Origin of the sequence: Sulfurisoma sediminicola (assembly GCF_003865015.1) — a bacterium.
Classification (GTDB): Bacteria; Pseudomonadota; Gammaproteobacteria; order Burkholderiales; family Rhodocyclaceae; genus Sulfurisoma; species Sulfurisoma sediminicola.
The window spans coordinates 20,731-37,603 of record NZ_BHVV01000008.1 but is presented as its reverse complement, the minus strand read 5'-3'; the positions used below and the strand labels follow the sequence as shown (position 1 = coordinate 37,603).

The 16,873-nt window shown below is 67.3% G+C and carries 20 protein-coding genes; 14 read left to right on the top strand and 6 right to left on the bottom strand.

Going from position 1 to position 16,873, the window contains the following annotated elements; all coding sequences use genetic code 11:
• The first annotated feature begins 15 nt into the window (after window positions 1-15).
• From lpxD to EJE94_RS11735, 6 genes are read left to right on the top strand one after another with little or no spacing between them, the layout of a single operon-like run.
• Window positions 16-1,041 (top strand): UDP-3-O-(3-hydroxymyristoyl)glucosamine N-acyltransferase, encoded by a 1,026-nt coding sequence (lpxD, locus tag EJE94_RS11760; RefSeq protein WP_121241705.1) that lies wholly within the window; start codon window positions 16-18, stop codon window positions 1,039-1,041.
• Window positions 1,038-1,484, top strand: a complete 447-nt coding sequence (gene fabZ, locus EJE94_RS11755; RefSeq protein WP_165904823.1) for a 3-hydroxyacyl-ACP dehydratase FabZ — start codon at window positions 1,038-1,040, stop codon at window positions 1,482-1,484. Before lpxD ends, fabZ begins: the two co-directional genes overlap by 4 nt.
• Window positions 1,481-2,254: an acyl-ACP--UDP-N-acetylglucosamine O-acyltransferase gene (lpxA, locus tag EJE94_RS11750; protein WP_121241701.1), complete on the top strand. Its 774-nt coding sequence runs from the start codon at window positions 1,481-1,483 to the stop codon at window positions 2,252-2,254. Before fabZ ends, lpxA begins: the two co-directional genes overlap by 4 nt.
• Window positions 2,255-3,400 carry a lipid-A-disaccharide synthase gene (gene lpxB, locus EJE94_RS11745; protein WP_121241699.1) on the top strand — a complete coding sequence of 382 codons (1,146 nt, stop codon included), beginning with the start codon at window positions 2,255-2,257 and terminating at the stop codon, window positions 3,398-3,400.
• Window positions 3,394-3,966 (top strand): ribonuclease HII, encoded by a 573-nt coding sequence (rnhB, locus tag EJE94_RS11740; protein ID WP_121241697.1) that lies wholly within the window; start codon window positions 3,394-3,396, stop codon window positions 3,964-3,966. The genes lpxB and rnhB overlap by 7 nt, the downstream gene beginning before the upstream one ends.
• Window positions 3,966-4,424, top strand: coding sequence for a CopD family protein (locus tag EJE94_RS11735; protein ID WP_121241695.1), 459 nt, complete (start codon window positions 3,966-3,968; stop codon window positions 4,422-4,424). Before rnhB ends, EJE94_RS11735 begins: the two co-directional genes overlap by 1 nt.
• On the opposite strand, the gene senB is transcribed toward EJE94_RS11735, so the two are convergent.
• Complete coding sequence (gene senB / locus EJE94_RS11730; protein ID WP_121241693.1) at window positions 4,406-5,374, bottom strand: selenoneine biosynthesis selenosugar synthase SenB; 969 nt, start codon at window positions 5,372-5,374, stop codon at window positions 4,406-4,408. The two genes, EJE94_RS11735 and senB, sit on opposite strands and share 19 nt — an antisense overlap.
• A 14-nt stretch (window positions 5,375-5,388) precedes the next feature.
• On the opposite strand from senB, the gene EJE94_RS11725 reads away from it, so the two are divergent.
• Genes EJE94_RS11725 through EJE94_RS11690 form a run of 8 tightly spaced genes read left to right on the top strand, consistent with a single transcriptional unit; the run spans window position 5,389 to window position 12,069 of the window.
• On the top strand, window positions 5,389-6,159 hold the full coding sequence (locus tag EJE94_RS11725) for a TrmH family RNA methyltransferase (protein ID WP_121241691.1): 771 nt from the start codon (window positions 5,389-5,391) through the stop codon (window positions 6,157-6,159).
• Between the two features lie 10 nt (window positions 6,160-6,169).
• Entirely contained in the window at window positions 6,170-6,613 is a 444-nt protein-coding gene (locus EJE94_RS11720; RefSeq protein WP_121241689.1) for an NfeD family protein, read from the top strand.
• A gap of 2 nt (window positions 6,614-6,615) precedes the next feature.
• Window positions 6,616-7,473, top strand: a complete 858-nt coding sequence (locus EJE94_RS11715) for an SPFH domain-containing protein (RefSeq protein WP_165904822.1) — start codon at window positions 6,616-6,618, stop codon at window positions 7,471-7,473.
• A gap of 11 nt (window positions 7,474-7,484) precedes the next feature.
• Complete coding sequence (locus EJE94_RS11710; RefSeq protein ID WP_124962457.1) at window positions 7,485-9,398, top strand: hypothetical protein; 1,914 nt, start codon at window positions 7,485-7,487, stop codon at window positions 9,396-9,398.
• 8 nt (window positions 9,399-9,406) lie between these two features.
• Window positions 9,407-9,598: a hypothetical protein gene (locus EJE94_RS11705; RefSeq protein WP_121241685.1), complete on the top strand. Its 192-nt coding sequence runs from the start codon at window positions 9,407-9,409 to the stop codon at window positions 9,596-9,598.
• Window positions 9,595-10,002 (top strand): YdbL family probable chaperone protein, encoded by a 408-nt coding sequence (locus EJE94_RS11700; RefSeq protein ID WP_121241683.1) that lies wholly within the window; start codon window positions 9,595-9,597, stop codon window positions 10,000-10,002. The genes EJE94_RS11705 and EJE94_RS11700 overlap by 4 nt, the downstream gene beginning before the upstream one ends.
• Before the next feature lies 1 nt (window position 10,003).
• Window positions 10,004-10,804, top strand: coding sequence for a 3'-5' exonuclease (locus tag EJE94_RS11695; protein WP_121241681.1), 801 nt, complete (start codon window positions 10,004-10,006; stop codon window positions 10,802-10,804).
• Complete coding sequence (locus EJE94_RS11690; protein ID WP_121241679.1) at window positions 10,801-12,069, top strand: hypothetical protein; 1,269 nt, start codon at window positions 10,801-10,803, stop codon at window positions 12,067-12,069. Before EJE94_RS11695 ends, EJE94_RS11690 begins: the two co-directional genes overlap by 4 nt.
• Here the strand turns inward: EJE94_RS11690 and EJE94_RS11685 are convergent.
• The 5 genes from EJE94_RS11685 to EJE94_RS11665 all read right to left on the bottom strand — a co-directional run bounded on the left by EJE94_RS11685 (window position 12,066) and on the right by EJE94_RS11665 (window position 16,675).
• The gene (locus EJE94_RS11685; protein ID WP_121241677.1) at window positions 12,066-12,920 is read right to left on the bottom strand and encodes a P-loop NTPase family protein; all 855 of its coding nucleotides are present in this window, start codon (window positions 12,918-12,920) and stop codon (window positions 12,066-12,068) included. The genes EJE94_RS11690 and EJE94_RS11685 overlap by 4 nt on opposite strands.
• A gap of 20 nt (window positions 12,921-12,940) precedes the next feature.
• Entirely contained in the window at window positions 12,941-13,723 is a 783-nt protein-coding gene (locus EJE94_RS11680) for an adenylate/guanylate cyclase domain-containing protein (RefSeq protein WP_121241675.1), read from the bottom strand.
• Window positions 13,724-13,815: 92 nt separating this feature from the next.
• Window positions 13,816-14,610 carry a glutamate racemase gene (gene murI / locus EJE94_RS11675; RefSeq protein WP_121241673.1) on the bottom strand — a complete coding sequence of 265 codons (795 nt, stop codon included), beginning with the start codon at window positions 14,608-14,610 and terminating at the stop codon, window positions 13,816-13,818.
• On the bottom strand, window positions 14,607-16,127 hold the full coding sequence (locus EJE94_RS11670; protein WP_121241671.1) for a fumarate hydratase: 1,521 nt from the start codon (window positions 16,125-16,127) through the stop codon (window positions 14,607-14,609). Before EJE94_RS11670 ends, murI begins: the two co-directional genes overlap by 4 nt.
• Window positions 16,128-16,147: 20 nt before the next feature.
• On the bottom strand, window positions 16,148-16,675 hold the full coding sequence (locus tag EJE94_RS11665) for a TIGR00645 family protein (RefSeq protein ID WP_121241669.1): 528 nt from the start codon (window positions 16,673-16,675) through the stop codon (window positions 16,148-16,150).
• Window positions 16,676-16,873 lie beyond the last annotated feature (198 nt).

Sequence of the window (16,873 nt, the reverse complement as noted above, 5' to 3'; positions counted from 1 at the left end):
CTCCGCGTGTAGCCCGTGGTCCGTCTTGACGAGATCGTTGCCCGCTTTGGCGGGGATCTCGTCGGCGACGGCAGCATCGCCGTGCGTGGCATCGCCACGCTCGAGACTGCCGGCGCCGACCAGCTCAGCTTTCTTTCCAATCCGAAATACCAGGGCCAGCTTGGAGCAACCAGCGCCGCCGCGGTGATCCTCGCGCCCGAGGCGACGGCTGCGTGCCCGGTCGCGGCCATCGTCACGCCGCAACCCTATCTTTACTACGCCCGTGTCGCGCAGTGGTTGAACCCGCCGCCGCGTCCCGCGGCCGGCATCCATCCGTCGGCCGTAGTCGAGACCGAGGTGCCGGCGAGTGTCAGCGTCGGGCCCAATGTCTGGATCGGTGCGGGTGCCGGCATCGGCGAGAACACCGTGATCGGCGCGGGCTGTGCCATCGGTCCCGGCGCCGAGATCGGCGGCGACTCGCTGCTGCATCCGAACGTCACCGTTGCCGCCGGTTGTCGCATCGGTGCGCGCGCCATCATCCATTCGGGTGCCGTGATCGGCGCCGACGGCTTCGGCTTCGCCCGCGACCGCGACGGTAGCTGGGTGAAAATTCCCCAGACCGGTCGCGTCGTCGTCGGCGACGACGTCGAGATCGGCGCCAACACCACCATCGATCGCGGCGCGCTGGCCGACACGGTGATCGGCGACGGCGTCAAGCTCGACAACCAGATCCAGATCGCGCACAACGTTCAAATCGGCGCGCGCACGATCATGGCGGGTTGCGCCGCCATCGCCGGCAGCACCCGCGTCGGCGCCGGCTGCGCGATCGGCGGGGCCGCCAACATCATCGGCCATCTCGAGATCGCCGATGGCGTCCAGGTCTCCGCCGGAACCTTCGTCGCCAAGTCCATCACGCGCCCCGGCGTATTCACCGGGACGGTGCCTTTCATGTCGCACGAGGAATGGTTGAAGAACTTCGCACGCCTGCGACATCTCGACGCGATGGCCGATAAAATACGCGCCCTCGAACAGCGCCTGGCCGAACTGGAGAAAAGAACATGAATTCGATGGACATCCACGAGATCCTCGAGCACCTGCCGCACCGTTATCCCATCCTGCTGATCGACCGCGTGCTCGAACTGGTGCCGGGCGAGCGCATCAAGGCGCTGAAGAACGTCAGCATCAACGAGCCCTTCTTCCCCGGCCATTATCCCCACCACCCGGTGATGCCGGGGGTTCTGATCGTCGAGGCCATGGCGCAGGCTGCGGCCGTGCTCTCCTTCAAGACCATGGGCGGCAAGCCCGACGCCACAACTGTTTACTACTTCGCCGGCATCGACGGTGCGCGCTTCAAGAAGCCGGTCAGCCCCGGCGACCAGCTGATCCTCGAGGTGTCGATCGGCCTCATCAAGCGCGGCATCTGGAAGTATTCGGCCAAGGCCACGGTCGACGGCAAGCTCGCCGCCGAGGCCGAACTGATGTGTACCCTGCGCACCGTCGAATGAGCATCCACCCCACCGCCATCGTCCATCCCGGGGCGCGCCTTGGCGCCGGCGTGGAAATCGGCGCCTACACCCTCGTCGGCGAGCACGTCGAGATCGGCGACAACACGCATGTCGGCCCGCATGTGGTGATTTCCGGCCATACGCGGATCGGCGGCGACAACCGCATTTTCCAGTTCTGCTCCATCGGCGAGATTCCGCAGGACAAGAAGTACGCCGGCGAGCCGACGCGCCTGGAGATCGGCGACCGCAACACCATCCGCGAGTTTTGCACCTTCAACTGCGGCACGGCGCAGGATGCCGGCGTGACGCGGCTCGGCAACGACAACTGGATCATGGCCTATGTGCACCTGGCGCACGACTGCCAGATCGGCAACAACGTCATCTTCGCCAACAACGCCCAGCTCGCCGGCCATGTCACTGTCGGCGACTGGGCCATCCTCGCCGGCTTCACCGGCATCCACCAGTTCGTGCGCGTCGGCGCCCACAGCATGACGGCCGTGGGCACGATGCTGCTGCAGGACCTGCCACCCTACGTCATGGTCGGCGGCAGCCCGCCGGCGCCGCACGGCATCAACAGCGAGGGGCTCAAGCGTCGCGGCTTTTCGGCCGATGCCATCGCCGCGATCAAGCGCGCCTACAAGACCCTCTACAAGTCCGGCCTGCCGCTGGCCGAGGCCCGCGAGGCCATCGCCGCCGAGGCCGGCAGCGTGGTCGAACTTCAGGTGCTGGCCGAGTTCCTGGCCACGCCCGGCCGCGGCGTCGTTCGCTAAATGGGGCTGCGCATCGCAATGGTGGCCGGCGAGGCCTCCGGTGACCTGCTGGGCGCACACCTGATCGCCGCGCTCAAGCGCCACCTGCCCGACGCCAGCTTCGTCGGCATCGGCGGCACGAAAATGGAAATGCAGGGCTTCGATGCCTGGTGGCCGGCCGAAAAGCTCTCGGTGCGCGGCTACGCCGAGGTGTTGCGCCACTATCGCGAGATCGCCGGCATCCGCCGCAGGCTGCTCTCGAGGCTGCTGGCCGAGAAGCCGGACGTCTTCATCGGCATCGACGCCCCCGATTTCAACCTCTGGCTCGAGCGGAAGCTCAAGGGGCGCGGAATTCCGGCGATTCACTACGTCAGCCCCTCGGTCTGGGCCTGGCGTCGAGGCCGCATCGGCAAGATCGCCAGATCGGTCACGCACCTGCTCGCGCTGTTCCCGTTCGAGCCGGCGCTCTACCGCGAGCACCCGCTGCCGGTGAGCTACGTCGGCCATCCGCTGGCCGACGTGATCCCGCCGGCGATCGACAAGCCGGTCGCGCGCGAGCGTCTCGGCCTCGAGGGCGCGGCGCCGGTCTTCGCCCTGCTGCCGGGCAGCCGCCAGTCGGAGTTGCAGTACATGGGCGAGCTGTTCATCGAGACGGCGCAGAAGCTTTTCGAGCGATTCCCCGACGCCCGTTTCCTCGTGCCGCTGACCACGCGGGAAACGCGCAACCGGTTCGAGGAGGCGCTGTGGCGGCGCGGGGCGCAGGAAATGCCGATCACGCTCATGTTCGGCCACGCCCAGGATGCGCTGGCCGCCGCCGACGTCGCGCTCGTCGCCAGCGGCACGGCAACGCTGGAAACGGCGCTGATGGGCACGCCGATGGTCATCGCCTACCGCATGTCGCCGTGGTCCTGGCGCTTGCTGCGGCACATGGGTTACCAGCCGTGGGTGGGCCTGCCGAACATCCTCGCCGGCCGCTTCGTCGTACCCGAGTTCCTTCAGGACGATGCGACCGCCGATAACCTGGCGCAGGCGCTCGGCAACCTCTGCGTCGATCGTCAGGTACAGGCCAGGCTCGCCGAGGTCTTCGCCGGGATCCACCGCAGCTTGCGGCAGGGAACGGCGGAGAAGGCCGCGGCCGCGATCCTGCCCTACCTCAAGCCATGCTGATCTGCGGCGTCGACGAAGCGGGCAGGGGGCCGCTGGCCGGCGCGGTGTTCGCGGCCGCGGTGATCCTCGATCCGGCACGGTCGATCGCCGGTCTCGACGACTCGAAGAAGCTGAGCGAGCGACGCCGCGAGCGACTCGAGGGCGAGATCAAGGAGAAGGCGCTGGCGTGGGCCGTCGCCTTCGCCACGGTCGAGGAGATCGACACGCTCAACATCCTCCAGGCGACGCTGCTGGCGATGCGCCGCGCGGTCGAAGGGCTGGCGATTCGCCCGGCCGAAGCGCTGATCGACGGCAACCGCTGTCCGCCGCTGGCCATTCCGGCCCGCGCCATCATCGGCGGCGACGCCAGCGTGGCCGAGATATCGGCCGCCTCCATCCTTGCCAAGACCGCGCGCGACGCCGAGATGCGACTGCTGCACGAACGCTTCCCACAATACGGCCTCGACCGCCACAAGGGCTATGGCACCGCGGCCCACCTCGCGGCGCTTGCCGCGCACGGCCCCGCGCATTTCCATCGGCGCAGCTTCGCTCCGGTCAGAAATCTCCTCGGAGGAAACCCATCGTGATGCCTGTCCTCATCCTGCTTCATCTCGTCGGCGTGATCATCTGGGTCGGCGGCATGTTCTTCGCCCACTACTGCCTGCGGCCGGTCGCCGTCGCCCAGTTGGCGCCACCGCAGCGGCTGCCGCTGCTGGCCGGGGTGCTCGGCCGCTTCTTCGCCGTGGTCGCGATCGCCGTCGGCGTCATCCTCGGCTCGGGCTTCGCCATGTTTTTCGTGGTCGGTTTCAAGAACGCGCTGCTGCACTGGCATGTGATGATGGCCACCGGCCTGGTGATGGCCGGCGTGTTCGCCTACATCTACGGGGGCGTCTACCCGAGGCTCGTGGCCGGGGTTACGACGCAGGACTGGCCGGCTGCCGGCGCCGCGATGGACCGCATCCGCAAGCTGGTCGCCTTCAACCTGCACCTGGGATTCCTCACCATCGTCGTCGCGACGCTGGGCGCCTACTTCGGCCGGGGATAAAAGTCGGCGATGGTGGCACGCCAGGCCGCGACTTCCCGCTCCGGCGTGAACAGCGGCTGGCGCGCGACGACGGCCTTGTGCAGCGTGCGCAGGAACGCAGGCTCCTCATGGGCCCGTCGCATCAGCGCCGCCAGCGCCGCCGTGTCGCCTACGCGGAAATAGCCGGCATAGTCGGCGCCGAGCAGACCGACGTTCCCCGGAATGTCGCTGGCCAGCACCGGAACGCCATGGACGATCGCCTCCGACACGACGTGGGCGCCGCCCTCCATCAGCGAGCTGATGACGAGGGCGTGGCTTTGCCGGAGCAGCTTCAGCGCCTGCCAGTGCGGCACTTCGCCGCGCCAGCGATAGCGCGGCTCGCGCTGAATCAGCGCCTGCGCCTCCTGCGCCCAGGCCGGCACGAGCGCGGCGCCGACCTGGACGACGCGAACCGCCGCCAACGCGCGCAGCAGCCCCAGCGCATGGGCCGCCCGCAGCGGATCCTTCTCCTCGCGCAGATGTCCGATCGCGGCGAAACGCATGAAGCGGCGCGGCGGCGCCCAGACCCCGCGCGCGGTCTCGGACTGAAGGATCACCCGGGCTTTCGCACGCTGCGCCGGCGTCAGTTCGTCGAGGCCGCAGGCCTGCAGCACGACGAGGCGGTCGGCGAGTTCGAGCGAGTCGGCGGCGCCGGCATCGCTGCGGATGTCGCGGTAGAGATCGGTGCCCGTCAGCGCCAGGATCAGGGGACGGTGCGGGCAGCGTTGCCGCCAATGCAGCATTGCGGTCCGGCTGCGCCGCGCGTGCAGTGCGATCATCAGGTCGTGGTCGCCGTCGCGCCATTCGGTCGCGATGTCGACCCGCAGGCCGAGCCCGCGCAGGATGCGCGCCCAGCGCACGGCCGTGTTGCGGTTGCCGGCGCGCGAACCGGGTGGCGCCGGCGTGACGATCACACAGTGAAGCGGGCTCATGCGAAGATGGTGCCATGAAAATCATCGCCTCACGCGACAATTCGACCTTCAAGACGCTACGGGCGCAGCGCGACACGGCTCACGCCCTGCTCGACGGGCCGCATCTGCTCGCGGCCTATCTCGACAAGGTCGGACGGCCCTTGCGCGTGATCGTCAGCGAATCCGGGTTGGGCCACGGCGAAGTGTCCGCCCTGCTGGCGCGCTGCGGCGGCAGCGAGGCGCTCTGCCTGCGCGATGCCTTGTTCCGCGAGCTCGCGGCGACGGAGACGCCGGTCGGCATCCTCGCCGAGATCGCGGTGTCGACGACTGACGCGGCCCCGCCACGCGGTTCCTGCGTGCTGCTCGATGCCGTGCAGGACGCCGGCAACGTCGGCACCATCCTGCGCACGGCGGCGGCGGCCGGGGTGCGTGACGTCGTGCTCGGGACGGGCTGCGCCGGGGCGTGGACGAGCAAGGTGCTGCGGGCGGGGCAGGGGGCGCATTTCGATCTGGCGATTCGCGAGCGCGTCGATCTCGCGGCTTTCCTCTCCGGCTATTCCGGCACCTCGGTCGCCACTGTGGCGCGGGACGGCGAGTCGATCTACGCCATCGATCTTTCCGGCCCCGTCGCGTGGATCTTCGGCAACGAGGGCGCCGGCGTTTCGGAAAACTCGGCGGCTTCGGCACGGCGGCGGGCGACCATCCCGCTGGCCGAGGGCTGCGAGTCCCTCAACGTGGCGGCAGCCGCCGCCATCTGCCTGTTCGAGGAACGGCGGCAGAAGCTCGTTAGAATGGCCGAAACGTAAAGGAGCCGAAATGGAACTGGCATGGTGGCACTGGGCTGTCGGCGGCGTCGTCCTGATTCTCGCCGAGCTGGCGTTGCCGGCCTTCGTGCTGGTCTGGTTCGGCCTCGGTGCGCTGGTGATGACGGCGGTGCTGCTGGTTGCGCCGGGCCTGGGCATCACCGCTCAGCTCGCGATCTGGCTGGCCGTCTCGCTGGCGCTGACCGGCTTCTGGTTCAAGGTGTTCAAGCCGGGGAGCCACAAGACGCGCATCGGCATGTCGGATGCCGAAGTCGTCGGCGAGGTCGGCGTGCTGACGCACGATGTCGCCCGCTTCATCCGCGGCGAGGTGCGCTTCCAGAAGCCGCTGGTCGGCGCCGATGTCTGGCCCTGCATCGCCGACGAGGAGATCAAGGCCGGAGAACGCGTGAAAGTCCTGGAAGTGGAAGGCAGCCTGTTGAAAGTCGGAAGGAGCTGATCATGGGTGAAGGATTCATCGTCGTACTGGCATTGCTGGCCTTCGCGGTCATTACGCTGCTGAAGGGCGTGCGCATTGTGCCGCAGGGGATGGAGTGGATCGTCGAGCGTCTCGGCAAATACCACGGCACGCTGCACCCCGGCCTCAATATCCTCATTCCCTACCTCGACCAGGTTTCCTACAAGCTGGTGACCAAGGACATCATCCTCGACGTGCAGGAGCAGGAAGTGATCACCAAGGACAACGCGGTGATCCTCATCAATGCCATCGCCTTCATCAAGATCACCGACCCGATCAAGGCCGTGTATGGCGTGACCGATTTCTCCGAGGCCATCCGCAACATGATCATGACCACGCTGCGCTCCATCGCCGGCGACATGCAGCTCGACGAGGCGCTCACCAGCCGCGACCGCATCAAGGCCAAGCTGCGCGAGGCCATCGCCGACGAGGCCATCGATTGGGGCCTGACGGTCAAGTCGGTCGAGATCCAGGACATCAAGCCTTCCGAATCCATGGTCAAGGCGATGGAGGCCCAGGCCTCGGCCGAGCGCGAGCGCAAGGCCATGGTGACCAAGGCCGAGGGCACCAAGCAGGCGGCCATCCTTCAGGCCGAGGCCAGGCTGGAAGCCGCGCGACGCGACGCCGAGGCGCAGGTGACGCTGGCCGACGCCAGCGCCGAGGCGATCAAGCGTGTTGCGGCGGCGATCGGGCCGGGCGACCTGCCGGCGATGTATCTGCTCGGCGAGAAATACATCATGGCGATGGGCAAGCTCGCCGACTCGCAGAACGCCAAGACCATCGTGTTGCCGGCCGATATCCAGGACACGCTGCGCGGCCTGCTCGGCCGCATCAAGGCATAGTCTTCGCGCGCGTGCCGCCGCTGCGCGGGCTGATTGCGGCGCTGTTGCTGCTTCAGGCGGCAGCTGCGTGTGCGCTCGACATTTCCCTCTCGCTCGACAGTATCCGTCATCCAGCCTTCGCTGCCGAGCGCGTCAGCATGCAGCCCCGGGCGGGCGGCACGGTGCTGACCATAGGCTTGCTGCGTGTGGCGGATCGGCAGTTTTCCGATCTACGCCTCAAGTGTCGCGAGTTCAAGTGGAACGACGGTGATTTGCGCTGCGCCGGCGGGACACTGAAAGTCGGCACCCCAGGGGTACTTCCTGCGGGGCGCGCTGGCGACGCGGCGGCAGTGGATTTCCATTATGCGGCCAAGCGCAAGCTGCTCGAACTCACCCTGCGCGATGTGCCGCTGGCGAGCCTCGTCGGGGCGGTGCCCGAGCTGGCGGCATGGCAGCCCAGGGGAACGGTGTCGGGCTCATTGCGTCTCGTCGGCTCGCACGCCGAATTCGACCTCGTCGCCAGCGGGCTTGCCTTCGCCAATGCCGAGGGCAGCCGCGCGGCCGAAGGCGTTGCGCTGCGCCTGACCGGTTCGGCGAGCGAAGCGTCCGGCGCATGGGCGTGGCAGGTCAGCGTCGACTGGCAGGGCGGCGAAGCCTTCATCCAGCCCTGGTACCTGAAGGGCACAGGGCAGACGCTCGTCGCCAGCGGCACCGTCGATGTCGACGAGTTGCGCATCGACAAGGCGCGATTCGAGCTGCCGGGCATCGGCACCCTCGACGGCCGGCTGCGCTTGGATCGCCGCAACGGCCAGCTGGCGGCGCTCGAGGTCGCGAGCGACCGCTGGAACGCAGGGCCGGCCTTCGAACAGTGGGTGCAGCCGCTGCTGGGCGAGACGCCGCGGGTGCGCCCGCTAGGCACCGCTCGCTTCGCCTTCGCGCTCGATGCCGCCGGACCGCGCAGCCTCGACCTCGACCTCGACCTATCGGCTCTCGACGTCGGCGAGGGGCGCCTGGCGCTGGCCGATTTGCGTGCCACGGTGCCATGGCGGAGCGAAGGTGCCGGCGAGGCGCGCATCACCTCCAGCGGCGGCCACGCCGGCGACCTGCCGCTCGGCGCCTTCGCCGTGCCGCTCGCCATGGAGGGTTGGCGCTTCGGCTTCGACCGGGTCGAGCTGCCCGTGCTCGATGGCAGGCTGCTGTTCGAGAACTTCGCTGCACGGCGCGAGGATGGGCAATGGCACTGGCAGCTGGCCGGCGCGCTCTATCCGTTGTCCATGCCCCTGCTGACGGAACGCCTCGGGCTGCCGCGGATGGAGGGCCTGCTGTCGGCAACCATCCCGCGCATCCAGTACGAAGGCGGTGTCCTCACGCTCGACGGCGCACTGGTCGTCTCGGTCTTCGACGGCTACCTGTCGGCGGCCGGGCTCAAGGTCATCGATCCGTTCGGCCGTGCGCCGCGACTCGTCGCCGACATCGACGCACGCCACCTCGACCTGGCGATGCTGACCAATACCTATTCCTTCGGCAGCATCACCGGCTACATCGACGCCGAGGTGCGGGGCCTGGAAATGCTGGGCTGGCAGCCGCAGGCCTTCGCTGCCCGCATCGAGACCAGTCCCGGCGATTTCGGCAAGCGCATCAGCCAGCGCGCCGTGCAGAACATTTCCTCGCTGGGCGGTGCCGGCGCCGGTGCGGCGATTCAGCGCTCCTTCCTGCGCTTCTTCGAGACCTTCGGCTACGACAGGATCGGACTGTCCTGCAGGCTCGTCGGCGGCGTCTGCGAGATGGGCGGCCTAGCGGAGACCGATGGCGGCTACCTGATGGTCAAGGGCGGCGGGCTGCCGGCCTTGAATGTCATGGGCTACAATCGACGCGTCGGCTGGGATGAACTGGTTTCGCGGCTGCGGGCTATCGCGGCCGGCAACTCCCGCCCCGTCATCGAATAGGAACCGGAATGAAGCATTCCCACGTGTCCGCCCTGGCAGCAATGTCCGCTGCGTCATTGCTCTCGGCCTGCGTCACCATCAACATCTACTTCCCGGCGGCGGCAGCGGAGAAGGCTGCCGACAAGATCATCGACGAGGTCTGGCAGTTGCAGAAGAAGGCCGAGCCGGCCGCTCCCCCTGCCAGCAAGGAGACGAAATGAGATCCGCGTTTGCATTTCTGCTGCTGGCGTTCTCGGCGCTTGTCATGGCCCAGGGCAATCTGGAGGTCAATACGCCGGCGATTTCGCAGGTGAAGTCGGCGATGACCTCGCGCCATGCGCAGCTGGCGCCGCATTACGCCAGCGGCGCGCTCGGCCTTGCACGCGACGCCACGGTGCAGGTGCGCGACGCCAACGCCATCCCGCTGGCGCAGCGCGGCGCGGTGCAGTCGGCGGTGGCAGCAGAGAATTCCGATCGCGCCACGCTCTATCGCGAGATCGCCAAGGCCAACGGCAACCCGGCGTGGGAGGCCGACATCCGCGCCACCTTCGCCCAGCGCTGGATCGACAAGGCCCAGCCCGGCTGGTGGGTGCAGAATGCCCAGGGCGCCTGGGTCAAAAAATAGCGTGACCCCCGTCCTCGTCTTCGACATCGAGACCATTCCCGATGTCGCCGGCATCCGTGCGTTGCACGGGCTGCCGGCTGAACTGGCCGACGCCGAGGTCGCCGAGTTCGCCTTCCAGCGGAGCCGCGCGAAGAACGGCTCCGACTTCCTGCCGCACCACCTGCAGCGCGTCGCCGTCATCTCCTGCGCGCTGCGTTCCGATGACGGCTTCAAGGTCTGGTCGCTGGCCGAGCCGAAGCTGAACGAGGCCGAGATCATCCGCCGCTTCTACGCCGGTATCGAGAAATACACGCCGCAGCTCGTCTCCTGGAACGGCGGCGGCTTCGACCTGCCGGTGCTGCATTACCGCGGCCTGATCCACGGCGTCGAGGCCGCGCGCTACTGGGAGATGGGCGAGGGCGACTCCTACGATGCGCGCGACTTCAAGTGGAACAACTACATCGGCCGCTACCACATGCGCCATCTCGACCTGATGGACCTGCTGGCGATGTACCAGCCGCGCGCCAGTGCGCCGCTCGACGAGCTGGCCAAGCTCATGGGCCTGCCCGGCAAGCTCGGCATGGACGGCAGCGCGGTGTGGGGCACATGGCTCGCCGGCGGGATCGACGACATCCGCGACTACTGCGAGACCGACGTCGTCAATACCTATCTGGTCTATCTGCGCTTCCAGCGCATGCGTGGTCGGCTGAGTCCGGCCGAACACGACGCCGAGCTCGCCTTCGTGCGCGCGGAGCTGGAGAAGGTCGGAGCGCCGCACTGGCGCGAGTTTCTTGCTGCATGGAAATCCGAGGAGAAAACATGAAGATTCGAGTGAGTGTCGCGGCACTGATGCTGGCCGCCGCTGGCTCCGCGCAGGCGCAGAACAAGGTCATCGAGGCACAGTACTGGATGGATCTGTCCACCTCGAGCATGTCCATTCCCGGCATGTCCGACGACATGATGGAAAGCGGCATGATGTCGCAGATGATGGGCGGCAACGCCTTCGGCACCACCAAGGGCCCCATGGGGGGAATGGGACCGGGCAAGTGGCTCGACACGTCGCTCTATGTGCGGGCCAGGCCGGCGGGCATCGAGGGCACGCACGGCATCCCGCCCGAGCTGCGCATGGGACCGACGCTGCCGCTGCTGCCGCCCAAGGTGGAGCGCAGCCGCGGCGCCGATACGGAAGGCGGGGTGCCCGAGAAGCCCAAGGGCCGCATCCTGTTCTACTGGGGCTGCGGCGAGAACGTGCGAGCGGGACAGCCGCGCGTGCTCGATTTCGCCAAGACGGACATCAGCGAATGGGGCCGCTTCATGACCGGGCGTCACGTGCCCGACCGCGGCGCCAGGAGCCAGCCCGGGCGCTCGGTGTGGCCCAACGAGAAGGATCGCCGCCGCGTGCCGAAAGAGGGCTCCTTCGCCGGCGCTCATGCCCTGAGCGGCGAGGGCGTGCCGGCCAGCTTCAAGTTCGCGGTCGGCGAACGCAACGACTTCATGCCCAAGGTCGCGATGAGCACGCGCGGCGAACCCGCTGCCAGCGTGCTGGTGAACTGGGGTGCGGTGAGCAATGCCCAGGCCTACTTCCTCAATGCCATGGGCGCCAAGGGCGAAAGCGAGATGATCATCTGGAGCTCGAGCGAGGAGCCCGATCCGGGCTGGGGCCTGATGACCTACCTCTCGCCGACGAGCATCGAGAAGTTCCTCAAGGAGCGCGTGATCCTGCCGCCGTCGACCGAGCAGTGCGCCATTCCGAAGGGAATTTTCGCCGGCGTCGATGGTGCGATGGTCAACATGATCGCCTACGGCCCCGAACTCAACCTCTCGTTCCCTCCGCGCCCGCCCAAGGCCGACGCATCATGGCAGCCTGAATGGGCGGCGCGGGTGCGCGTCAAATCGACGGGCATGACCATGCTGGGCATGGGCGAGGAGGAGAGAGCGCCGCGCAGTTCGCGCCGCGAGCGTCCGTCGCGCGGCGCGATGCCGCAGGAAGCCGAGCGCGACATGCCCCCGAGCCAGGGTGGCGAACAGCAGGGCGGCGGCGGCATTCCCGATGCCGGCCAGATGCTGCGCGGGATCTTCGGGCGCTAAGCCACGGACTGCCGCGCGATCGCCGTTTCGAGCAGGACGAGGAAGTCCTTCTCGTCGCGCACTTGCGCCACTTCGTGCGAGGTGACCGTGTAGCCGTGGGGCCGGGCGATCGCCTCGTAGCGCGGGATGCGCGAGTGGAACAGGTGGGGGAAGACCCAGCGCGTGAAGTCGTCGGGGTCGGCCTGGGCGATGTCGCCGAGATCGCGCTCGGCCAGAAATTTCGGCAGGTGCCCGGCGAGGAAAGCCGGGCGGAAATAGAGCGGCTTGGGATCGGCCTGGGCGCGGCGGATCAGTTCGGCTTCCTCTTCCGCCGTGGTGACCTGGATGTAGAGGATCAGTGTGTGCCCGACCAGCAGGTCGATTACCGAGGGCTCCTCCAGTTCGCAGAGGCTGCCGCCGACGTCGTTGACGAAGTGGTTGTAGCCGTAGATGTCCTGCGCCTTGGCCACGAAGGCGGGCACGTCGCGCATCGCGGCGATCTCGCCCTCGCGGTACATCGCCTGGCGCCGCGAGAATTCGGCGAAGGGGATGCCGCCGCGCGCCGGGTCGCCGAGCTTGCCGACGAAGGACAGCACCGGCCCGAGGTCGTCGACCTTGATGTTGTTCTTGATGTCGATCCAGTCGCGGCGCAGCAGGTCGCGCAGGAAGGGCACCTGCATCGCCTGCTGCTTGATCAGGTCGAGGATGGGCTCGTCGAGGTAGCGCTTGCCGATGCGGAAGTCGGCCGAGTAGTGGAACCAGTCGTGGCGGCGCAGCAGCGAGGACAGCCAGGTCTTGCCGACGCCGGACATGCCGAGCAGGGTGACTTTCTTGTGCGGCCAGGCGCGGAAGGATTCGACGGTGAATTTCATCCGCGGTGCGGCCCGGCGGGTCAGGCGAAGAGGTTCTGGCCGCCCTTGAGGAAACTGAAGGCGTAGGCCTCCTGGCCTTCGGGATATTCCTTGGTCTCGACGACGCAGCGGCCGGCCTGGTAGCGCAGGTCGCTGGCGAGCGCACCGGATTCCCTGGCGCCGCCATCGGTGAGGCGGTTCCCGGGGTAGGCGTTCATCAGCAGCTCGTAGGGTCGCCGCGCGGCGTCGGCCATGCGCACGGCGCCGACGATGGGCAGTCCGAGCAGGGTGAGGTCGCCGGCAACGGGCGCGACATGGCAGGGGCCGGCGTCGATGCCGATGGAGAGGCCGACGCCGCTCGGGATGTTGCGCAGGTTGGCGACGAAGGCCGGGTAATAGTAGCTGCGGAAGCTTTCCATCACGGCGGCGGCGAATGCCAGCACCGTCTCCATCTGCGTGGCGAAACTGTCCTCGATCAGCCAGTAGCAGATGAAGCCGTCGCCGGTGAACTTGTCGAACCAGCCATTGTGATAACCGAGCACGGTGCGGAACTCGCCGACGAAGTCGTCGAGGATGTTGGCATACTGCAGCGGGTCGATCGACTCGCGCATCACCGAACTCGACTTGCGGATGTCGGCGGTCATGACGATGGCCTCGATCGGCTCCCGTTCCGCGATCGCGCGGCGCACTCGCGGGGAAACGTCCGTCCGCGTCGGATCGGAACTATGAAGCGGCGCATGCCGTTGGAAGTGCTGGTCCATGTGCGCGCTGTGGAGGTCCTCGACGACCTCCTGCAGATGTTCGATGACGTTGAGGCGATCCATCGTGGCTGACGTAACGACCCATTTGGCAAAAACTGATACGCAAGCTTAGCACTTGACTAGTGCTTTGTCCCTGTCACGTCGTGAATACTTCGTCATACGGCGGCCTGTTGCGCCGCACCATGGGCGCGCCGCGCGAGCCAGCTCAGCCCAAGCGCCGGCAATGCCGCCTGCAGGCGTTCCGGTCTTGCGGTCGCGAGCAGGGTCAGGCGACCACTACCGGCATCGGCGGCTGCGTGCCCGCGCAGCCGCAGCACCTGGCGGGCGACGGCTGCGGCGACGTCGACGAGTTCGGCACGACCGTCGAGCAGCGGCAGGAGCTGGGGAACGAGAAAGCTGTAGTGGGTACAACCGAGGACCAGGCGGTCGACCTGTTGCGCGAGCAGGGGCGCCACGGTGCTGCGCAATTCCTCGAGGAATTCGGGGCCGTCGAGATGCAGGGTCTCGACCCGGGTCGCCCAGCCCGGGCAGGGCACGACATCGACATGGATCTGCGCGGCATGTTCGCGGATCAGGCGGGCGAGGCGCTCGCTGCGGGCCGTGGCTTCCGTGGCAAGTACCGCGATGCGGCGGCTCGCGCTGCTTCGGGCGGCCGGCTTCACGCCCGGCTCGACGCCGACGACGGCGATGCCGGGATGCTGCAGGCGCAGTTCATTGACGGCGGCGGCGGTGGCGGTATTGCAGGCGACCACCAGCAGGGTACATCCCTGTGTTTCGACGAGATGGCGACCGATGGCCAGCACGCGGCCGCGAATGAATTCCTCGGGCTTGTTGCCGTAGGGGACGTGGGCGGTGTCGGCGAGGTAGACGAGGTCGGCGCGCGGCAAATCGCGGGCGATCGCCGCCAGCACCGAGAGGCCGCCGAGGCCGGAGTCAAAAACTCCGATCAATGCTTCGCGACCGGGATTTTCCCGATCTTCACCTGCCACTCGTGCGGGCCGGTCTGATGCACAGAGGTGCCGGCCGAGTCGACGGCGACCGTGACCGGCATGTCGACGACGTCGAATTCGTAGATCGCCTCCATGCCGAGGTCCGCGAACGCCACGACCCGGGAAGACTTGATTGCCTTCGACACGAGGTAGGCGGCGCCGCCGACCGCCATCAGATAGGCGGCGCGGTTGTCCTTGATCGCATCGATGGCGACGGGGCCGCGCTCGGCCTTGCCGACCATGGCGATGAGGCCGGTCTTCTCCAGCATCATGCGGGTGAACTTGTCCATGCGGGTCGCGGTCGTCGGGCCGGCCGGGCCGACCACTTCGTCGCGCACCGGATCGACCGGACCGACGTAGTAGATGATGCGGTCGGTGAAATCGACCGGCAGTTTCTCGCCTTTCGCCAGCATGTCGTGGATGCGCTTGTGCGCGGCGTCGCGGCCGGTCAGCATCCTGCCGTTGAGCAGCAGCACCTGGCCGGGCTTCCACGCGGCGACCTGGCCCTTGGTCAGGGTGTCGAGCTGTACCCGCGTCGCCTGTTTTTCGTCGGCCTGCCAGGTGACGGCGGGCCAGTCCTCGAGCTTCGGCGGATCGAGTTTTGCCGGGCCGCTGCCGTCGAGGTGGAAATGGACATGGCGGGTCGCGGCGCAGTTGGGGATCATCGCCACCGGCAGGCTGGCGGCGTGGGTCGGGTAGTCCATGATCTTGACGTCGAGCACGGTGGTCAGCCCGCCGAGGCCCTGGGCGCCGATGCCCAGCGCATTGACCTTGTCGTAGAGTTCGAGGCGCAGCTCCTCGATGCGGTTGCTGGCGCCGCGCGCCAGCAGTTCATGCATGTCGACGGGCGCCATCAGCGACTCCTTGGCCAGCAGCATGGCTTTCTCGGGCGTGCCGCCGATGCCCAGCCCGAGGATGCCCGGCGGGCACCAGCCGGCGCCCATGGTCGGTAGGGTCTTGAGTACCCAGTCGACGATGGAGTCGGACGGATTGAGCATGACCATCTTCGACTTGTTCTCCGAGCCGCCGCCCTTGGCGGCGCAGATGACCTCGACGTGGTCGCCCGGCACGATCTCGTAGTGCACGACGGCGGGGGTGTTGTCCCTGCTGTTCGTGCGCTTGCCGGCGGGGTCGAGCAGCACCGAGGCGCGCAGCTTGTTGTCCGGGTGGTTGTAGGCCTGACGCACACCCTCGTCGACCATTTCCTGCACCGAGAGCTTCGTATCCCATTTCACATTCATGCCGATCTTGAGGAAGACCACGGCGATGCCGGTGTCCTGGCAGATCGGCCGCCGGCCCTCGGCGCACATGCGCGAGTTGGTGAGGATCTGGGCGATGGCGTCCTTCGCCGCAGGCGACTCCTCGCGCTCCCAGGCATGGCCCAGGGCTGTGATGTAATCGAGCGGATGGTAGATGCTGATGTACTGGAAGGCGTCGGCGATGGAGGCGATGAAGTCGTCCTGGCGGATGGTCGTCATGGCGGGGCTCCGGGTTGGGTTCAGTGCTTGGTCTGGCTGCTGACGGCCAGCGATTGCATCATGATCTTGTCGGTCCACGCGATGGCGATGGCCGAGACCAGGAAGGACATGTGAATGCCGATCTGGATGACGACGACGCGGTCTTCCATTTGCGCTGCATTGATGAAGGTGCGCAGCAGGTGGATCGAGGAGATGCTGATCAGCGCGACCGCCAGCTTGACCTTGAGCACGCCGGCATTGACGTGGGAGAGCCACTCGGGCTGGTCGGGATCGCCCTCGAGGTCGAGCTTGGAGACGAAGGTCTCGTAGCCGCCGATGGTGACCATGATCAGCAGGTTGGCGATCATGACCACGTCGATCAGGCCCAGCACGATCAGCATCACCTCGACTTCGGTCAAGGTGCCGGCCTTGGAAATCAGATGCACCAGTTCGTGCATGAACTGGTAGACATACACGCCCTGTGCCGCGATCAGGCCGAGGTAGAGCGGCGCCTGCAGCCAGCGGCTCCAGAAAATGAAGCCTTCCATGGCGTGGGTGAGTTTCTTCATGGGAATCCCGTGGGGTCGCATCGTCGGAGAACGGGAAATTCTAGCATCGGGTCATGGCGTCGATGTTGCATTGCGGCAGCAGCGTAAGTCCTATGTAAGACATCCACAATCTAATCGCGGAGGCCCTAGAATTGAGTCGCCAGCAAGGGAGTGGAGACCCGCCGGCAAAGTTATCGTGGCCGCATGAAGGTGTGTCGC

Coding starts and splice junctions, on each gene's coding strand:
- lpxA (WP_121241701.1), top strand. CDS start 1,481: ATGAGCATCCACCCCACCGCCATCGTCCATCCCGGGGCGCGCCTTGGC.
- EJE94_RS11720 (WP_121241689.1), top strand. CDS start 6,170: ATGGAACTGGCATGGTGGCACTGGGCTGTCGGCGGCGTCGTCCTGATT.
- EJE94_RS11680 (WP_121241675.1), bottom strand. CDS start 13,723: ATGGATCGCCTCAACGTCATCGAACATCTGCAGGAGGTCGTCGAGGAC.
- EJE94_RS11670 (WP_121241671.1), bottom strand. CDS start 16,127: ATGACGACCATCCGCCAGGACGACTTCATCGCCTCCATCGCCGACGCC.
- EJE94_RS11700 (WP_121241683.1), top strand. CDS start 9,595: ATGAGATCCGCGTTTGCATTTCTGCTGCTGGCGTTCTCGGCGCTTGTC.
- EJE94_RS11725 (WP_121241691.1), top strand. CDS start 5,389: ATGAAAATCATCGCCTCACGCGACAATTCGACCTTCAAGACGCTACGG.
- EJE94_RS11715 (WP_165904822.1), top strand. CDS start 6,616: ATGGGTGAAGGATTCATCGTCGTACTGGCATTGCTGGCCTTCGCGGTC.
- EJE94_RS11735 (WP_121241695.1), top strand. CDS start 3,966: ATGCCTGTCCTCATCCTGCTTCATCTCGTCGGCGTGATCATCTGGGTC.
- lpxB (WP_121241699.1), top strand. CDS start 2,255: ATGGGGCTGCGCATCGCAATGGTGGCCGGCGAGGCCTCCGGTGACCTG.
- EJE94_RS11665 (WP_121241669.1), bottom strand. CDS start 16,675: ATGAAGAAACTCACCCACGCCATGGAAGGCTTCATTTTCTGGAGCCGC.
- fabZ (WP_165904823.1), top strand. CDS start 1,038: ATGAATTCGATGGACATCCACGAGATCCTCGAGCACCTGCCGCACCGT.
- EJE94_RS11685 (WP_121241677.1), bottom strand. CDS start 12,920: ATGAAATTCACCGTCGAATCCTTCCGCGCCTGGCCGCACAAGAAAGTC.
- EJE94_RS11690 (WP_121241679.1), top strand. CDS start 10,801: ATGAAGATTCGAGTGAGTGTCGCGGCACTGATGCTGGCCGCCGCTGGC.
- rnhB (WP_121241697.1), top strand. CDS start 3,394: ATGCTGATCTGCGGCGTCGACGAAGCGGGCAGGGGGCCGCTGGCCGGC.
- EJE94_RS11705 (WP_121241685.1), top strand. CDS start 9,407: ATGAAGCATTCCCACGTGTCCGCCCTGGCAGCAATGTCCGCTGCGTCA.
- senB (WP_121241693.1), bottom strand. CDS start 5,374: ATGAGCCCGCTTCACTGTGTGATCGTCACGCCGGCGCCACCCGGTTCG.